This is a genomic window from Silvanigrella paludirubra (assembly GCF_009208775.1).
Classification (GTDB): Bacteria; Bdellovibrionota_B; Oligoflexia; order Silvanigrellales; family Silvanigrellaceae; genus Silvanigrella; species Silvanigrella paludirubra.
In genome coordinates this window covers 412,299-430,640 of record NZ_WFLM01000004.1, presented here as the reverse complement: position 1 = coordinate 430,640, position 18,342 = coordinate 412,299, and the positions used below count along the sequence as shown (strand labels likewise).

The 18,342-nt window shown below is 30.1% G+C and carries 14 protein-coding genes; 10 read left to right on the top strand and 4 right to left on the bottom strand.

The window, feature by feature from the left end; genetic code table 11:
- Positions 1–52 precede the first annotated feature (52 nt).
- Positions 53–439, bottom strand: coding sequence for a histidine biosynthesis protein HisIE (locus tag GCL60_RS12570; protein WP_153421013.1), 387 nt, complete (start codon positions 437–439; stop codon positions 53–55).
- 261 nt (positions 440–700) lie between these two features.
- On the bottom strand, positions 701–1,189 hold the full coding sequence (gene msrA / locus GCL60_RS12565; RefSeq protein WP_153421012.1) for a peptide-methionine (S)-S-oxide reductase MsrA: 489 nt from the start codon (positions 1,187–1,189) through the stop codon (positions 701–703).
- 390 nt (positions 1,190–1,579) lie between these two features.
- Here msrA and GCL60_RS12560 point away from each other — a divergent pair, with 390 nt between their 5' ends.
- From GCL60_RS12560 to GCL60_RS12540, 5 genes are read left to right on the top strand one after another with little or no spacing between them, the layout of a single operon-like run.
- Positions 1,580–3,166 carry a homocitrate synthase/isopropylmalate synthase family protein gene (locus GCL60_RS12560; protein WP_153421011.1) on the top strand — a complete coding sequence of 529 codons (1,587 nt, stop codon included), beginning with the start codon at positions 1,580–1,582 and terminating at the stop codon, positions 3,164–3,166.
- 10 nt (positions 3,167–3,176) lie between these two features.
- The gene (gene leuC, locus GCL60_RS12555) at positions 3,177–4,574 is read left to right on the top strand and encodes a 3-isopropylmalate dehydratase large subunit (RefSeq protein WP_153421010.1); all 1,398 of its coding nucleotides are present in this window, start codon (positions 3,177–3,179) and stop codon (positions 4,572–4,574) included.
- A 14-nt stretch (positions 4,575–4,588) separates the two neighbouring features.
- A complete protein-coding gene (leuD, locus tag GCL60_RS12550) occupies positions 4,589–5,188 on the top strand; it encodes a 3-isopropylmalate dehydratase small subunit (protein WP_153421009.1) in 600 nt (199 codons plus the stop codon).
- 9 nt (positions 5,189–5,197) lie between these two features.
- A complete protein-coding gene (leuB, locus tag GCL60_RS12545; RefSeq protein WP_153421008.1) occupies positions 5,198–6,277 on the top strand; it encodes a 3-isopropylmalate dehydrogenase in 1,080 nt (359 codons plus the stop codon).
- Positions 6,278–6,289: 12 nt separating this feature from the next.
- Positions 6,290–7,219, top strand: coding sequence for a branched-chain amino acid transaminase (locus GCL60_RS12540; protein ID WP_153421007.1), 930 nt, complete (start codon positions 6,290–6,292; stop codon positions 7,217–7,219).
- Between the two features lies 1 nt (position 7,220).
- On the opposite strand, the gene fliW is transcribed toward GCL60_RS12540, so the two are convergent.
- Together fliW and GCL60_RS12530 are read right to left on the bottom strand one after the other, a co-directional pair.
- Positions 7,221–7,742: a flagellar assembly protein FliW gene (fliW, locus tag GCL60_RS12535; RefSeq protein WP_153421006.1), complete on the bottom strand. Its 522-nt coding sequence runs from the start codon at positions 7,740–7,742 to the stop codon at positions 7,221–7,223.
- Between the two features lie 93 nt (positions 7,743–7,835).
- Positions 7,836–8,954 carry a hypothetical protein gene (locus GCL60_RS12530; protein WP_153421005.1) on the bottom strand — a complete coding sequence of 373 codons (1,119 nt, stop codon included), beginning with the start codon at positions 8,952–8,954 and terminating at the stop codon, positions 7,836–7,838.
- Between the two features lie 72 nt (positions 8,955–9,026).
- Between GCL60_RS12530 and GCL60_RS12525 the strand changes: the two genes are divergently transcribed.
- The 5 genes from GCL60_RS12525 to GCL60_RS12505 all read left to right on the top strand — a co-directional run bounded on the left by GCL60_RS12525 (position 9,027) and on the right by GCL60_RS12505 (position 18,329).
- Positions 9,027–9,383, top strand: coding sequence for a hypothetical protein (locus GCL60_RS12525; RefSeq protein WP_153421004.1), 357 nt, complete (start codon positions 9,027–9,029; stop codon positions 9,381–9,383).
- A 104-nt stretch (positions 9,384–9,487) separates the two neighbouring features.
- Positions 9,488–10,732 carry an efflux RND transporter periplasmic adaptor subunit gene (locus tag GCL60_RS12520; RefSeq protein WP_161998199.1) on the top strand — a complete coding sequence of 415 codons (1,245 nt, stop codon included), beginning with the start codon at positions 9,488–9,490 and terminating at the stop codon, positions 10,730–10,732.
- Entirely contained in the window at positions 10,732–13,854 is a 3,123-nt protein-coding gene (locus GCL60_RS12515) for a multidrug efflux RND transporter permease subunit (RefSeq protein WP_153421177.1), read from the top strand. The genes GCL60_RS12520 and GCL60_RS12515 overlap by 1 nt, the downstream gene beginning before the upstream one ends.
- Positions 13,847–16,933: an efflux RND transporter permease subunit gene (locus GCL60_RS12510; RefSeq protein ID WP_153421002.1), complete on the top strand. Its 3,087-nt coding sequence runs from the start codon at positions 13,847–13,849 to the stop codon at positions 16,931–16,933. The genes GCL60_RS12515 and GCL60_RS12510 overlap by 8 nt, the downstream gene beginning before the upstream one ends.
- Positions 16,914–18,329, top strand: coding sequence for an efflux transporter outer membrane subunit (locus GCL60_RS12505; RefSeq protein WP_153421001.1), 1,416 nt, complete (start codon positions 16,914–16,916; stop codon positions 18,327–18,329). Before GCL60_RS12510 ends, GCL60_RS12505 begins: the two co-directional genes overlap by 20 nt.
- The last annotated feature ends 13 nt before the right edge of the window (positions 18,330–18,342 follow it).

Sequence of the window (18,342 nt, the reverse complement as noted above, 5' to 3'; positions counted from 1 at the left end):
CAAATTATTTAAGAAATTATTTGATTTAAATTAATTATTTTAGCTATTAAAATTAATTTAGATTCATTCCAGAATCAGAACTTCCACCTTCTGAAGACTCAGATGCTGCTTTTTTCTTTCTAGGCGCTCTTGTTTTCTTTTTTAATTTATCGAGTTTACTTGGACGACCACGTTTCTTTACAGTTTTTGCTCCTGCTTTTTTTGGACGACCACGTTTAGCCGTTTTTTTCTTTGCTCCTGCTTTTTTAGTCGTTTTCTTTTTTACAGTTTTTTTAGTCGTTTTTTTAGCTGTTTTTCTTTTAGTTACTTTTTTCATTACTGCTTTTTTAGCAGTAACTTTCTTTTTCTTTGCTCCTGCTTTCTTTACAGTTCTTTTTTTTGTTGTCTTCTTTGTTCCTGTTTTCTTTGCTGCTGGTTTTCTTGTTTTTTTAACTACCATTTTTTTTCCTTTCTGATTAAGTTTCTCTTCATTTGATTTTATCAAGAATTTATAAGGATAAAAGTCAAATGATTGACTTTAAGTTTTTTGTAAATATTAATATAAAAACAAAATTATTATTTATAAATTTTTATATGCATAAAATTATTTCCATTTCAAAAAAATAAATATTACAAACCATTTTTGATATTAAATTTGTTTTCCAATGATCTTTTAAATTTTTGCTCTCATATCAAAAAAAAGAAGGAAAAAATTTCTCATTCAGTCTCTCAAAAAATGGCACGTATACCCATTTGGGTTTTTTTTCAAATATTTTTGATGAAAATCTTCAGCCGAATAAAATGGAGTGGCTTTTACAATTTCAGTAACAACAGGATTTTTCCATTTACCGGATTTGTTTATTTTAATTTTAATTTCTTCAGCTGATATTCTTTGTTTCTCTGTATGATAAAAAATGGCGGATCGGTATTGCGACCCGACATCATTTCCCTGTCTATTTAAAGTTGTGGGATCATGAAGCCTAAAAAAATATTCCAAAATTTTTTCAAAAGATGTTTTTGTCGGATCAAAGTGGATTTGAATTGCTTCTGCATGACCCGTTTTTCCTGTTTTTACGTCGTTATAAATAGGATTAACTGTTGAACCACCTGTATATCCTACTTCTGTTTTATGAACTCCTTCTAATTCAGAAAAAAGTTCTTCCACACCCCAAAAACAACCTCCCGCAAGGGTAGCTATTTCAAATTCCATGTCGTATCCTTTCCCAAATAAATTTTTTCATAGACGATAATATAGAAAAATTATTAAATTCACAAAAAATTCTTTACACGTTATTTTCCTTATGCTACTTTCTCATTGGTTGCCTAGCCAGATTGATGGCGTAATTCATAGTTAATATAAGGGCTTTTCTAATGAAGACTTTTGAGTATTATCAATATTCATATTTCAATCAAAATAAACCTCATACTTCTATTAGTTTAAAAACATCAATTCTTCTCGTCCCATCTCTTCTGATTAAACTCTAAAAAATTAAATCTCTTAAATTTAATATTTAACACTTTAAACAAAATTAAAGTTCATTTTACATAAAAATTACAAAATGATTACATTTAAAGTTTTACTTTTTATATGGGAAAACAAATGAATAATAAACAAATTATGATTTTTGATACGACTTTAAGAGATGGGCAACAATGTCCAGGTGCTGGCATGTCTTTTGAAAATAATATTGAATATGCAAGGCTTGCTGCAAATGCTCAAGTCGATATTTTAGAAGCTGGCTTTCCAAGTGCTAGCAAACTTGATTTTATGATAGTGAACACAATCGCTAAAGAAGTAACAAATACAAATTCTAGCCCAATTATCGCGGCTCTATGCCAATTAAAAAAAGAGCAATTTGAAATTACAATTCGATCTTTAGAACCTGCTATTTCAAACAAAAAAGCAAGGTTACACACTTACCTTCCCGTTGATCCTCAATTAATGGACGCACTTGGAAACTATGGTAAAAATTTTTCTAAAATAACGAAAGATGTATTTGAACTAATTAAAATGGCGCATCATGAAGGTGTTGAAATTGAGTTTAGTCCTGAAGGTTATTCACGAATGGGAGAAAATTTTGATTTTGTTACCGATGTGATTCGTGCTGCTGTTGAAGCCGGAGCCAAAATTATAAATTGTCCGGACACGATTGGAGGCGCATGTAAACTTCAAGGAGAAGAATATTTTGTAGAAAAAATGAAAATACATTCCAGAATTATCGAAAAAGAATTTCCAAATAAAAATATAATTTGGTCTACACATTGTCATAATGATTTTGGTCTAGCTCTTGAAAACTCGATGAATGCCGTATTTGAAGGACCAGCAACCCAAATTGAAGGATGTTTTAATGGCATTGGCGAAAGAGCAGGAAATGTTTCTTTAGAGCAATGTATTCTTTACTTAAAAACATTTGGAAAAAACTTAAAATATAAAGAAACATTTTACACCAATTTTAAAACTGAAACCTTACAATATATTTCAGACTTTGTTAGTTTAAATATGTTACAGCGACAAACTCATTGGCCTATCACAGGAGAAAATGCAGCAAAGCATTCTTCTGGAGGTCATACAAATGCAATTATAAAAAATCCTTTATCTTATCAACCGTTCGATCCACGAGAAATTGGAAATGAAATTACATTTCAATTTGGTCCTTTTAGTGGAGGCAATCATGCAAAAGATATTATTGAAAAATATGGTTACATTTGTAATGATGATGAAAAAGCAAATATTGCCCAATATATAAAAAATGAATATGCGGATCGAAGAAAAGGAATCACAGATAGAGAACTGATTCAAACCTATATTAAATTTAGAAATCCCATTAAAATGGAATTCATAAATTATACAAAAAAAGCTTTTGAAAGTAACTTAGAACTTTCTGGTGAATTTTTTGGGAATAAAAAAATATTTGAATTTAAGACAATGGAATCAGGATCGGCTTTTACATCTTTATACAATGCTATCGTGCAATATATTCCCGATTTAAAAATTGAAAAATATACGAGCCAATCTCTTTCCAAGGGAATAAACTCAATGAGTCATTCTAAAACGATTATCAAAGACGCAAACAAAAAAATATTTACAGGAATTGGAGAAGATTTAGATATTGAAATTTCAGCTTTGAAATCTTTAATAGATGCAACAAATCAATGTTACATTCAAAACAATTATATTCAAAAATAAAAGGACTGAAATGAAAAAAAATATTGTTGAAAAAATATGGGAAAATCATGTTATAGATAATTCATCGAACGGCATTTCGGTAATTGCGATTGATTTTGGATTTTTACATGAAGTAACATCAGCTCAAGCCTTTCAAACAATAGAAGATAGAAATATTCCTATTTTAAATCCAAAACAATTCATAGCTACTATTGATCATAGTATTTCAACAAGTGAAAATAGAAATGAAACGTTTGATCATGCTGCAAAAAAACAAGTAGAATTGCTTCGAAAAAATACAAAAAAACACGATATTCCTTTTTTTGACTTTGATAGCGGATACCAAGGTATTGTTCACGTTGTTGGTCCTGAACTTGGGATCACACAACCTGGATTAACAATTGTTTGCGGAGACTCTCATACGGCAACTCATGGTGCCTTTGGTGCATTGGCATTTGGCATTGGTACTTCAGAACTCACACATGTTTTTGCCACTGGATGTTTGTTACTTCATAAACCGAAAGTAATGAAAGTTGAGTTTAAAGGGGAAAGACCAAATGGAGTTTTTGCTAAAGATCTCATTATGAAATTAATTTCTGAAATTGGGATTGGGGGAGCGACAGGTCACATAATTGAATATACAGGAAATGTCATACGCAAAATGTCAATGGAAGAACGTATGACTATTTGTAATATGAGTATTGAATGTGGAGCAAAAGGTGGATTAATTTCCCCTGATGAAACTACTTATAGTTACTTAAAAAATCGCCCCTTTGCCCCCTCTCATAAAAATTGGGATAAATTAACAAATTACTGGAGTTCTTTTCAAAGTGATCCAAACTGTAATTATGATACTCAAGTAACAATAGACATAAACCATTTAAACCCAATGGTAACTTGGGGGACAAATCCTTCCCAGGCTATAGAAATAAATGGATTTATTCCTAAAGATAGTGAAATTTCTGAATCTGAAAAGTTAATGTACCAAAAAGCTATAGATTATATGAAAATTTCTCCAGGTACAAAAATTGAAGGAACTAAAATTGATTGGGCTTTTATTGGTTCATGTACAAATGGTCGGATTGAAGATCTTCGTATTACTGCTGAAATTCTTAAAAACCGTAAAATTCATCCTTCTGTTACTTTATATATTGTTCCTGGTTCAGAATCGGTATTAAAGCAAGCAAAAGAAGAAGGGTTAGATAAAATATTTATAAATGCTGGTGCTGACTTTAGAATGCCAGGATGCTCGATGTGTCTTGCCATGAATGATGACAAAGTACCAAATGGCAAAAGATGTATTAGTTCTACAAATAGAAATTTTGTTGGCAGACAAGGAACGGGTAGTTACACCCATTTAGCATCACCAGCAACGGTAGCTGCCAGTGCTCTGGAAGGTAAAATTACATCTCCCTTAAAATATTTATAAATAGGAAATTGAAAATGAATACAAATCAAACTATTTTTGGAAAGTGTATACCTCTAGAAATGAATAATGTAGATACCGATCTTATTATTCCAGCACAATATTTAACTTCCGTAACAAAAAACGGATATGGAATAAATTTATTTAAAAGATTAAGAGAAAATTCAAATGATTTTGTTTTTAATCAAAAAAAATTTCAAAATTCCAGTATATTAATAACACAAGAAAATTTTGGTTGTGGATCTTCCCGAGAGCATGCCGTATGGGCTTTAAAAGAATATGGAATACAAGTCGTCATTGCCTCATCTTTTGCTGATATTTTTGCTGGAAATAGTTTAAAAAATAAATTGCTTCTAATTCAATTAGATAAATTTACTATACAAAAATTAATATTAAATTCTTCTGAAAATGAATATTTTTTAAATATTGATCTAAAAAATAATTCTATTCATTCTTCTTTAAATGAGGATTTTGAATTTGTAATAGATTCCTTTCAAAAATCTTGCTTTATGAATGGATTTGATGAAATTGATTATTTAATGACCTTCAAAAATAAAATTGTAAATTTTAAAAATGCACAAATAGAACAAGGGATTATTCCTTCTCTAAATCATTAAGGATTCGTCATGAAAAAAACGATTTCAATTTTACCAGGCGATGGAATTGGCCCTGAAGTGATGGAACAAACAATCCGTATCATCAAAAAGATTGAAAATAAATTTGACCATTATTTTACTTTAAATCATGGTTATATTGGTGGAGCGGCCTTTGAAAAATATGGATGCCATTTTCCAGATACTACATTGCATGTTTGTAAAAATTCGGATGCCATTTTATTTGGATCTGTTGGCGGTCCCATTTTAGAATCCCATTCTGTAAAATGGAAAGATTGTGAAAAAAATTCTATTTTAGCTTTAAGAAAAAACTTTCAATTTAGCTCAAATATAAGACCAGCAAAAGTATATCCAGAACTTCAAGATATTTGCCCCTTAAAGGACAGTGTCATAGGAGAAAATGGGATAGATATTGTTATCGTTAGAGAATTGCTTGGTGATATTTATTTTGGTGAACATAAATCATATATCATAGATAATATCAGAAAAGCCCATGATATTTCGGAATATGATGAAAAACAAATTGAAATTGTGGCTCATCAAAGTTTTAAATTAGCTAAACTTAGAAAAAATAAAGTAACATCTGTTGATAAGGCTAATGTATTAGATACTTCTAAACTCTGGAGAACCATTTTAACTGAAATCTCAAAAGAATATCCAGATGTTACCTTAGAACATATGTTAGTAGATAATTGCGCTATGCAGTTTTTTATAAATCCCTCCCAGTTTGATGTTCTTGTTACGGCAAATTTATTTGGAGACATATTATCTGATGCTGCAGCTGCCATCCCAGGAAGTTTAGGTTTAATGCCTTCAGCAAGTTTTAATGTGAAAGGATTTGCTTTATACGAACCCTCAGGTGGTTCAGCACCTCAAATTGCAGGTAAAAATATTGCAAATCCAATTGCGCAAATACTTTCTTTTGCCATGTTATTAAAACAATCTTTTCATCTTATTGAGGAAGCAAACTCAATAGAGCAAGCGGTGCATTCTACATTAAAAGCAGGTTATCGGACTCAAGATATATGCTTAAATAAATCAAAAGCAATTACAACTTCAGAAATAACAGATAAAATATTAAGTTTTATATAAGGAATTGATACAATGTCATTAGAAAATAGAGATTTTGGTGAAATTTGGATGGATGGAAAATATGTACCTTGGCAAGAAGCAAAAGTACACGCATTAACAAATACGTTACATTATGGTGCTGGAGTTTTTGAAGGCGTAAGAGCTTATGAATCTGATAAAGATTCCTCTATTTTTAGAATGCACGATCATACAAATCGTTTATTTCAATCCGCTCATATTATTGGAATGAAAATTCCTTATACAAAAAAAGAAATAAACGATGCTCAAATTGAAATTTTAAAAAGAAATAAACTCAAATCCGCTTATATTAGACCAATGGCCTATTATGGTGGTGAAGCATTAGGTCTTTTAATGAATAAACTTTCTGTAAGGGTGATGATTGCCGCTTGGGACTGGGGATCTTATTTAGGAGAAGAAAATTTAATTCATGGAATAAAAGTAGGAACTTCTTCTTATACAAGAAACCATGTTAATAGTGTTTTATCTAAAGCAAAAGCGAATGGGAATTATTTAAATTCCATTATGGCACGTCAAGAAGCAGTTCATAATGGCCATCAAGAGGCTTTATTATTGGATCACCAAGGGTATGTGGCAGAAGGAAGCGGAGAAAATATTTTTGTAGTTAAGGATGGAAAAATATATACTCCAACTTTAACATCCGCTTTAGCGGGGATTACTAGAGATACCATTATTCATATAGCTCAAAATCAAGGAATGGAAGTAAAAGAAATTCAAATAACACGTGACATGATTTACATTGCTGATGAAGCTTTTTTTACAGGCACTGCAGCAGAAGTAACACCAATACGTGAACTTGATGGAAGAACAATTGGTTCTGGCAAACGCGGAGAAATAACAGAACATCTTCAAAAAACTTATTTTTCTATTGTTAAAGGGAAAATGCCTGATTATGAAAAATATTTAACGAGATATAGTATATAAATTATTTATTTACTGTTTCGTTATCCATTTTATTCGCAATTTGCTGTTGAATAGCTTTTTTGAGATCGTTTTGTGTGTCTCTTTGAGAATAACGTTTCATTTCTTCCATAATGAAGTGTTTTGTTTGATACTGAGGATCTTTTAAAACAACTTGTTTCCCTAACCTGTTACTTAAATTAAACACCAATGGGGCTTTTAAATTAGCACTCATTTTTTTAGGATCCATTGGAATAGTAACAATAACTGAAATAACGGCTTCATTGGGGTTTGATAATTTTAAAGCAGAAACTTCTTCTTCAGTTACCTCAACCATATAATCTGGTCTAAATGATAATGGACTTATAACGATAAATGCCATTGCAGGATCTGAAACAGATTGGAGCCACTTAAATGGAGAATCATTATCATGATCTAATAATATAAATTGATTAAGTTCAGGAAACCCAATAAGTCCTTCAGGCAGTGAAATCATATCACTTTCATTGACTTCAACTTCTCCGAAGCGTGATGTATTTATTTTCAAGCCAGCCCCCTTATTAAACAAAATTACATTCATTTATCAGGTTATGTGAGAAGCACAAATTGTGCAATAAGGCCTAATTTTTTTATTGACGTGTCAATTATCCTGTCTTCCCGATGAATCAAAATGATATTCAAGCAATAACGAAATTTTATATTTAGGAATAACAGGAACAGCTCCAGGACTTATTGAAATATCACTTGATTGTCCATAAGGTGTTGAAGTTTGATATCTGTATTCAAGTAGCGCATTCCAAGATTCCAAAAAATCTTGAGAAAATTTTACATCTAAAGCAGTAATTTGAAATCCTGGATAATAATAGGAAGATAATGAAGAAGGAGGAACTGAACTTTGTTCTGCATAATATTTTATATAAGCAAAACTTAAGGAATTTGTTTTAAAATGAATCTTCTCTTCTATTCCAAATATTTTACCTTCATTAAAAACATCGGAATCTAAATTTTTCCAATACTTTAAAAATATTTTTGAAAAAATCAAGTTATCATAGTCGAGACTAAAATCACTGTAAAAATTAACAATTCGATACTTTTGATCGTGATATGTTACTGTCTTATCAATATACTGCTCACGCCCAATACTTAAAGAACTTAGAGCATAGTCAGGATCCGAAAATTGATCATAGTTTGATTTTAAATTTAATTTTAATTCCAAATTTTGAGATGTCATTTTTGAATTTAAATCTAGCTCAACTCTTGTTCTTTCAATATTTGTTGCTGTAGATCTATTAGATTGATAGGAATATACAGACAAAAGATCTTGCCTGACAATTATAAAAGGATTTATTTCAGGGTCTTTATAAAAATCAATTTTTGAATATAAAGAATAGTATGGCCAATATAATGGTGTTGTTTCATCTGGTGTATCAGAAAATCTTCCAGCTTTAAGTTCGAGTTGATTAAAAATTTGATAACGTAACCAAAGTTCTGCTATTTTTGAGAAATCATAATCACGTAATGGGACTTCAATAAAACCATCATCTTCTTTTGATGGAGATTGTGTCATTATTTTAAATTTAGCTTCAAAGTTTTTATTTTCTTCAAAAGGTCTAAATAAAAGTGAGAAACTAGATTGAAGAATCCCTGTCTGAAAATTGTTCATATAACCAACATTACCTATACCAAAAGTAACAGTTGATTCCCAATCATTTTTAATTTCTTTTGCATAAATTTTAGAAACAAAAATACTCAAAAGCAAAAATAAAGCACTTATACAAATCTTCCGATAACTTTTTAAAGGTAAAAATAGAATCAAGATGTGGAGTATCATATGCCAATATTAGATGACCTCAACAAAAGGAAAAAAGATCTTGAATCAACAATAGAATCTTTGCATGAATTGATTGAGAGAAGAAATGCAATTCTTGCAAGTGTTGAAAGGTTGGCATTTGATCGTGTCATATCAAGAAAACGAACACTTTTAAATTTAAATAGCAAAGGTGATAAAGTAAATTACATGCATCGTTCAACTAAATCTTTAGATCTTGAATCTAAAAATAGCCGAAGATGTTTATTTATTTTAACAGCTAGAAGACGTTATCTTTTAAAAATACTCGATGAAATAATTGAAAGAATTGATGAATTACAAAGTCCTAATGATGATTTTGTCCCTAAAGAAACTGCCTAGTTACCATTTTTTCCTATTTACACCTATAAATAATATAAATATAATTAAAGCATAGAAAATATAGGGCAATTTTGCAGTGCAATTTATTCATGGTTGATAAATTTATGAATAAAGAAAAAATACATATTATATTAAACAAAATAAAAAGTAATTGGCGTATTTTATTTATTATAATTATTTCAATTACTGTGGCTATAACGACAATATTTTTTATCCTTAATTTTTCTCCATTAAAAATAATTTTTAATAATAATGATAAATATTATAAAAAAAATTCAAATGATAATTTAAATAAAAAATCAAAAGAAGATACTAATTTAAAAACAAATGAAAATTTAAATAAATTCAGCACTATTCTTGTTCAAACATCTAAAGTGCAAAAAAAAGACGTACCCGTTTATATAAACGCTTTAGGAACGGTAACTCCTATAGAAAGTGTTACTGTAAAAACAGAAATTAATGGAGAATTGCTTAAAATATTTTTTAATGAAGGACAACTTGTAAAACAAGGAGATATTCTAGCAGAAATTGATTCAAAACCATTAAAAGCACAATATTCACAATATCAAGGACAATTATTTAAAGATCAAGCTTTTTTAACAAATGCAAAATTAGATTTAAAAAGGTATAAAATTTTATATCCTTCAGGTGGCATTTCGAAACAAACATTAGATACACAAAGCTGGCTTGTAAAACAATATGAAGGAGTTATTCAGTCAGATAAAGGGCAACTTGACGCTGTTAATGTAAATTTAAATCATTGTAAAATAAAAGCTCCTATTTCAGGAAAAGTTGGATTAAGACAAGTGAATCCTGGAAATTATGTTCAAATATCGGATCCAAATGGAATTGTTATCATTAATAAAATACAACCTATTCATATTGTTTTTTCTATTTCAGAAGACTATTTGCCACAAATTCTTGAAAAGACAAAAATTCAATTTAAGATTCCTACCTTAGCATTTAATAAAGAACAAACAGAACAAATATCTTCAGGTGAATTAGTTTCAACGGATAACCAAATAGATTTAAATACAGGAACAATAAAATTAAAAGCTCAATTTTTAAATGAAAAACAGAATTTATTTCCCAATCAATTTGTAAATATAAAACTCCTAATAGAAACATTACCAGAAGCAAAAATTGTTCCTATTTCAGCTATTCAGCATGGAAAAATTGGTGATTATTTATTTATTTATGAAAATAAAAAAGCAAAACTTAGAAAAGTAACAACAGGCCCGACAGATGGGGATAATATTGTTATTAAAAGTGGTTTAAATTTAGATGAATTTGTCATAATCGATGGCTTAGATAAATTAGCTGATGGAATAGAGGTCTCTGTTCCATGATGAATATTTCTGCTCCTTTTATAAAAAGACCTGTTGCAACAACGCTATTTATGATTGCTATTTTTCTTGTGGGGTTACTTGCATATAAATTTATTCCCGTTTCCGCGTTACCTGAAGTAGAGTATCCAACAATCCAAATTTCTACATTTTATCCAGGAGCAAGTCCTGAAGTAATTGCATCTTCTATAACAGCACCACTTGAAAAACAATTTGGTCAAATGCCCGGCTTAAAGCAAATGACATCAGCAAGTTCTAATGGAGCTTCTTTAATAACACTTCAATTTAATTTAAAGATGAGTTTAGACATAGCAGAGCAACAAGTTCAAGCCGCAATGAATTCAAGCTCAAATTTGTTACCTTCTGATATTCCAAATCCTCCTGTTTATCACAAAGTAAACCCAGCTGACACCCCAATATTAACTTTAGCTTTAACTTCACAAGTATTATCTTTACCTAAAATTGAAGATCTTGTTGAAACAAGATTTGCTCCTAAAATTTCTGAAATACCTGGAGTCGGTTTAGTTAGCATAAACGGAGGGCAGCGCCCTGCCATTCGAATTCAAGCTAACCCACAATATTTAGCATCAAATGGATTAAATTTAGATGATATTCGAACAACAATTATGTATTCAAATGTAAATACGGCAAAAGGTAACTTTGATGGAACAAGATTGGCTTACACGATAAATTCAAATGATCAATTATTAACAAAAGAGTCCTATGAAAATTTAATTATTTCATATAAAAATGGCGCTCCTATTCGATTAAAAGATGTTGCTAACGTTATTAATGATGCTGAAAATAATAAACAAGCTGCTTGGATGAATTTAAATCAAGCTATTATATTAAATATTCAAAAACAACCAGGATCAAATGTTATTGAAGTGGTCGATAGTATTAAAAGCTTATTACCAAAATTAAAATCAACACTACCAAATAATATAGATGTAGAAATATTAAATGATCGAACAATTACGATTCGTAATTCGGTCAAAGATGCACAATTTGAATTAATATTAGCTGTTATTTTAGTTGTTTTTGTTATATTTGTTTTTTTGAATAATTTACCAGCAACATTCATTCCGAGTATAGCAGTTCCTTTATCCTTAATTGGAACTTTTGCTGTTATGTATCAATTAGGCTACAGCTTAAATAATTTAACCATAATGGCTTTAACAATTGCAACAGGATTTGTTGTTGATGATGCTATTGTTATGATTGAAAACATAGCAAGATATATTGAAGAAGGTGAATCTTCATTTCAAGCTGCACTAAAAGGATCTGCTCAAATTGGTTTTACAATCTTATCTTTGACTGTTTCTCTAATTGCGGTATTAATTCCATTGCTTTTTATGAGTGATATAATAGGAAGATTATTTCGAGAATTTGCTGTAACATTATCTGTTTCTATATTAATTTCAGCTATAGTCTCTTTAACTTTGACTCCCATGTTATGCAGATATTTATTAAAACATAAACAAATAAAATTAAAAAATAAGTTTGAAGTTTTTATTCAAGATATATTAGACAAAATGATTCATTATTATTCTATGAGTTTAAAATTTGTACTAAACTATCAAAAAACAACATTAATTATTGCCTTTTTAACTTTATTTTTAACAATTACTTTATTTTTAATCATACCTAAAGGGTTTTTTCCTATTCAAGATACTGGATTAATACAAGGAATTACAGAAGCCCCTCAATCCATTTCTTTTAGTGAAATGTATAAAAAGCAACAAGAAGTGATGTCTGAAATATTAAAAGACCCCGCTGTAGAAAATTTATCCTCTTTCATTGGTGTAGATGGTACTAATTTTACATTAAATAGCGGAAGAATATTAATTAAATTAAAACCAATAGAAGAAAGAAATTTACATGCCTCAAAAATTATCGATCGAATTCAAAATAATGTTTCTAAAACAAAAGGAATTACTCTATATATGCAACCCGTTCAAGATATAAATATTGATGATCGGATTAGCAGAACTCAGTATCAATTTAGTTTAAATTCACCTTATTCTTCAGAAATAGAAAAATGGGGAACATTATTAGTTGAAAATTTAAAAAAATCGCCTGAATTAAAAGATATTGCCAATGATACGCAAAGTTTTGGTCTACAAAGTAGAATAAATATTGACAGAAATAGTGCTGCACGCTTTGGAATTACAACAGCAAATTTCGATTCCACTTTATATAGTGCTTTTGGACAAAGACAAATTTCAACAATGTTTAGTCAAACAAATCAGTATCACGTTATTTTAGAAGTTAATCCTGATTTAAAAATTACCCCTAGCAATGTCTTAGATTCTTTATTTATTCAATCCAACTCAGGAAGCGCCATCCCATTATCTTCTTTTGCTAATATAAAACAAAGCTCAGAGCCTTTAGTTATTTATAGGCAAGGACAATTTCCTGTTTCTACAATATCTTTTAATTTAGCATCAAAAAAATCATTAGGAGACGCAGTAACAGCAATTGAAAATACAAAAAATAGTTTAAATTTTCCTGAAAGTATTCAGACAACTTTTGAAGGAGCTGCTAAAAGTTTCCAAAATGCTTTAGCAAATGAAAGTTTATTAATATTAGCTGCTATAGTTGTTGTTTATATTGTATTAGGAATTCTATATGAGAGCTATATTCATCCATTAACAATTTTATCCACCCTTCCTTCTGCAGGTATGGGAGCGTTATTTGCACTACAAATAACGAATTCTGATTTTGATATTATTGCTTTAATTGGAATTATTCTTCTTATTGGCATTGTGAAAAAAAATGCAATTATGATGATAGACTTTGCTCTAGAAATGGAAAGAAATGAAAAAAAAACTCCTCTAGAAGCAATTTTCCAAGCTTGTTTACTTAGATTTAGACCCATATTAATGACAACTTTAGCATCTTTATTAAGTGCAATTCCACTCGCTTTTGGCTCCGGTATGGGATCAGAACTAAGACGCCCCCTTGGCATTTCCATTATGGGAGGTTTGATTGTCAGCCAATTTTTAACTCTATATACAACACCAGTTATATATCTTTTATTCGATAAATTAGCTCGTTCCTTTAAAATATTAATTCATTCTAATTCAAAAAATTCAAAAACAATTGAGGATATAAATGAGTAATTTATCCTCTCCATTTATAGAAAGACCTAAAGCTACTTCTTTAGTAGGAGTTCTTATTATATTATCTGGTATTCTTGCTTATTATTTCCTACCTGTTTCTCAACTACCACAAATTGAATTTCCAACGATTTTTGTTCAAGCCTCACTTCCTGGAGCAAGTCCAGAAATTATGGCCACTTCAGTTGCCACTCCCATTGAAAAACAAATTGGTCGCATTTCTGGAGTAACAGAAATGACCTCAAGCAGCTCCTTAGGTAAATCCAGTGTTGTTATTCAGTTTGATTTAAATCGAAGTATTGATGCCGCAGCAAATGATGTTCAAGCGGCTATTGATGCTTCTTTATCCGATTTACCGAAAGATCTTCCGAGTAAACCAACCTACCGAAAAGTAAATCCAGCAGATGCTCCTATTATGATAATTGCATTAACATCTAAATTATATACAAAAGGACAAATGTACGATGTGGCATCTACTATTTTGCAACAAAAAATTTCACAATCAAATGGGGTTGGTCAAGTTATTGTAGGAGGTAGTTCTCTTCCAAGCGTTCGTGTTGAATTAAATCCGCTTGCTTTAAATCATTATGGTATTGCAATAGATGATGTGAGAACAACTCTTCAAAATGAAAATGCAAATAAACCAAAAGGACAACTAATAGAAAATACAAGGTCTTATAATATAGCAACAAATGATCAATTAATTCATGCTTATCAATATAAACCACTTATTATTTCTTACCATAATAAAACACCTGTTACATTAGGTGATGTTGCTGATGTAAAAGATTCTGTTGAAGATTTAAAAAATGCCGGTTTAGCAGATGGAAAACCTTCTGTTTTATTAATTATTTTTAAACAACCGGGTGTTAACGTAATAGAAACTGTAGATGGTGTTAAACAAATGATGCCTCAGTTAGAAGCTTCAATACCTCAAGGAATTGATTTAACAGTCGCAATGGATCGAACAACAACAATTAGAAGCTCTCTTGTCGATGTCGAAAAAACTCTTATTTTAGCAATTGTTTTAGTCATCATTGTTGTTTTTTTATTTTTAAAAAATTTAAGCTCTACTTTTATTCCCAGTGTAGTTGTTCCTATTTCTTTACTTGGTACTTTTACCATAATGTATTTCTTGAATTTTAGTTTAGATAATTTTTCATTAATGGCTCTCACAATTTCAACCGGATTTGTAGTAGATGATGCCATAGTTGTTCTTGAAAATATAATGAGACATGTTGAAAATGGAGTAGCACCTAAACAAGCTGCTCATCTAGGATCAAAAGAAGTTAGTTTTACCGTATTATCTATGAGTATATCTTTAATAGCCGTTTTTATACCAATATTGCTCATGGGTGGAATTGTCGGAAGATTATTTCGAGAATTTGCTATCACTATTTCCATTGCCATATTAGTTTCTTTATTTGTTTCTTTAACTATCACTCCATCAATGTGTTCTAAAATATTAAAAGCAAATCCAAAAGTTGATTTTAATAAAACAAAAAAAAGTAAAATAACAGAATTCTATAAAAAGAGTCTATTATGGTCAATAAATCATGAAAAAACCATGTTTTTCATGATTATTATAACAATAATATTAAATATTTTTCTTTATATTAAAGTTCCAAAAGGTTTTTTCCCTCAGCAAGATACGGGAAGAATTATGGGATTTATTGTAGCAGATCAAAATATATCTTTTAAAAATATGGAAAAAAAATTTACTGAACTTGTAAACATCATAAAAGAAGACACAGCCATTGATCATGTTGTTGGTTACGTTGGAGGAGGAACCGTTAATAGTGGTAATGTTTTTATAAGCCTTAAACCTCTTGAAGAAAGGAAAATATCTCCTGACCTGATTATTGGCCGACTTCGTAAAAAGTTATCTCAAATTGCTGGTGTGAATGTTTATTTACAATCAGCCCAAGATCTCATGATAGGTGGCCGACAAGGTGGTGCCCAATTTCAATACTCAATTTCTGCTTCAAATTTAGATGAATTAAATAAGTGGGGCGATAAACTGATTCAAAGATTATCTCTTTTACCTGGTATTGCAGATGTTAATAGTGATCAAAAAAATCATGGTCTAGAAGCGTTTATAAATATAAATCATGATAATGCAACAAAATTAGGAGTAACCCCCTTAGCAATTGATAATACTTTGTACGATTCTTTTGGCCAAAGACAAGTATCTATAATCTATAAATCAACAAATCAATATCATGTTGTAATGGAGGTTGCTCCCGAATTTTGGATGAGCCCAGAGTTTTTAAAAAATACTTATATTAAAAGCAAAAAAAATGTTTTAGTTCCATTATCTGAAATTGCTAATTTTTCTACTAAGTCATCCTTATTATCTGTAAATCATCAAAGTCAATTTCCAGCTACAACACTTTCGTTTAATTTAATACCAGGAACTCCTTTAGGAGATGCTGTTAACTTAGTTGAGAAAACAGTTAACGAAATGAATTTACCTTCCTCTTTTAATGCTTCTTTTCAGGGGGCAGCAAAAGCTTTTCAATCTTCTTTATCCAACCAACCCTATTTAATTTTAGCTGCTTTGATAACAGTATATATTGTTTTAGGAATATTATATGAAAGTCTTATTCATCCCATAACAATTTTATCAACACTTCCCTCTGCAGGAGTTGGAGCTTTACTAGCATTAATAATTACAAAAACAGATTTTTCATTAATTGCATTAATTGGAATTATTTTACTCATTGGAATTGTGAAAAAAAATGCAATTATGATGATTGATTTTGCCATTCAAGCAAAACGAATCGAAAATAAAACTTCTAAAGAAGCAATATATCAGGCGGCGATATTACGTTTTAGACCTATTATGATGACAACAATGGCCGCCATTCTTGGAGCTGTTCCCTTAGCTTTTGGTACTGGAGTGGGCTCAGAATTGAGAAGACCATTAGGAATATCTATTATAGGTGGTTTAATCATTAGCCAATTACTCACTTTATATACAACTCCTATTGTTTATTTATATTTTGAAAAAATAAAATTCTGGGTAGAAAATAAATGGTTAAATCTTAAGGGTGAAACTTATGAACAACCAAAATCTTAAATTTATTATTTTTTTATTCCTAATATCATTTTCTGTATTTTCATGTGCTGTTGGACCTGACTACAATCCAATTTCAATTGAACTTCCAGAAAATTATAAAGAAACAATAAACGAAAAATGGAAAATGGCCGAACCAAACGATGAATCCCAAAAAGGAAAATGGTGGACGGTATTTGAGGATCCAATCTTAAACGACCTTGAAGAACAGATTGAAATTTCTAACCAAAATATAGCTTCCTCATTAGCACAATACGAACAAGCACAAGCCTTGCTAGGCCAAGCTGAATCAAATTATTTGCCGACCATAAATGCTTCAGGAGGAGTAACAAGACAAAGACAAAGCGCAACTTCATCTTTTTCTGCCTCGGAATCTACAAATTATAATACATCCTTAAATGCATCTTGGATTCCCGATTTATGGGGAAATACAAGAAGAACAGTTGAAGCAAATAAAGCAAGCGTTCAAGCAAGTGCCGCTCAGCTTGAAAATGTTAAGTTAACAGCTCAAGCATCTTTAGCACAATATTATTTCCAATTGAGAATGGTAGATAATGATCAAAAAATCTTAGAAAATATAGCTGAAAATAATAAAAAGCTTTTAGATATCTTAGAACTACAAAAAGGGGCTGGGACTGTTTCTTTAACGGATTATAATTTAATCGCAACACAGTTAGAACAAGCTCAAACCCAAGCAGTAGATAATAAAATTTTAAGAGCTCAATACGAACATGCCATTGCAACTTTATTAGGAAAAGTACCTGCTCAATTTTCTTTAGAAATGAAATTATCTAAGCTAACAGCTCCCAATATCCCTTTGGTACTTCCTTCAAAATTATTAGAAAGACGACCAGATATTGCTCAAGCAGAAAGACTTGTTGCTCAAGCAAATGCTCAAATTGGAATAGCTGTTTCAGCCTATTTTCCAAATTTAAATTTATCAGCAAGTTCTGGTTATTCAAAAACTTCTTATATAGATTTATTTTCATTTCCTGCTTTATTTTGGTCTTTGGGAGCCTCACTAACAGAAACTATTTTTGATGGTGGACTAAGGGAACAAAAAATCAAAGCGGCAAAAGCAAATTATCAATCTATCGCGGCACAATATAAACAAACTGTCCTTGTTGCCTTTCAAAACTTGGAAGATAATCTTGCCGCATATAAACATTATAAAGCAGAAGAAGACTACCAAATAAATGCTACAAATAATGCTAAGTTAACAGAAAAAATTATCAATCAAGGATATGAAATTGGCACAAAAACATATTCTGATTTATTAAATTCACAAATAACTTTATATAATTTACAAAAAAATTTAAATGATATAAATGGAAAAAGAATATTAAACACAGTAAATATAATAGCTTCTTTAGGCGGCACTTGGGATAATAATAAATAAATAAAATTAAAAA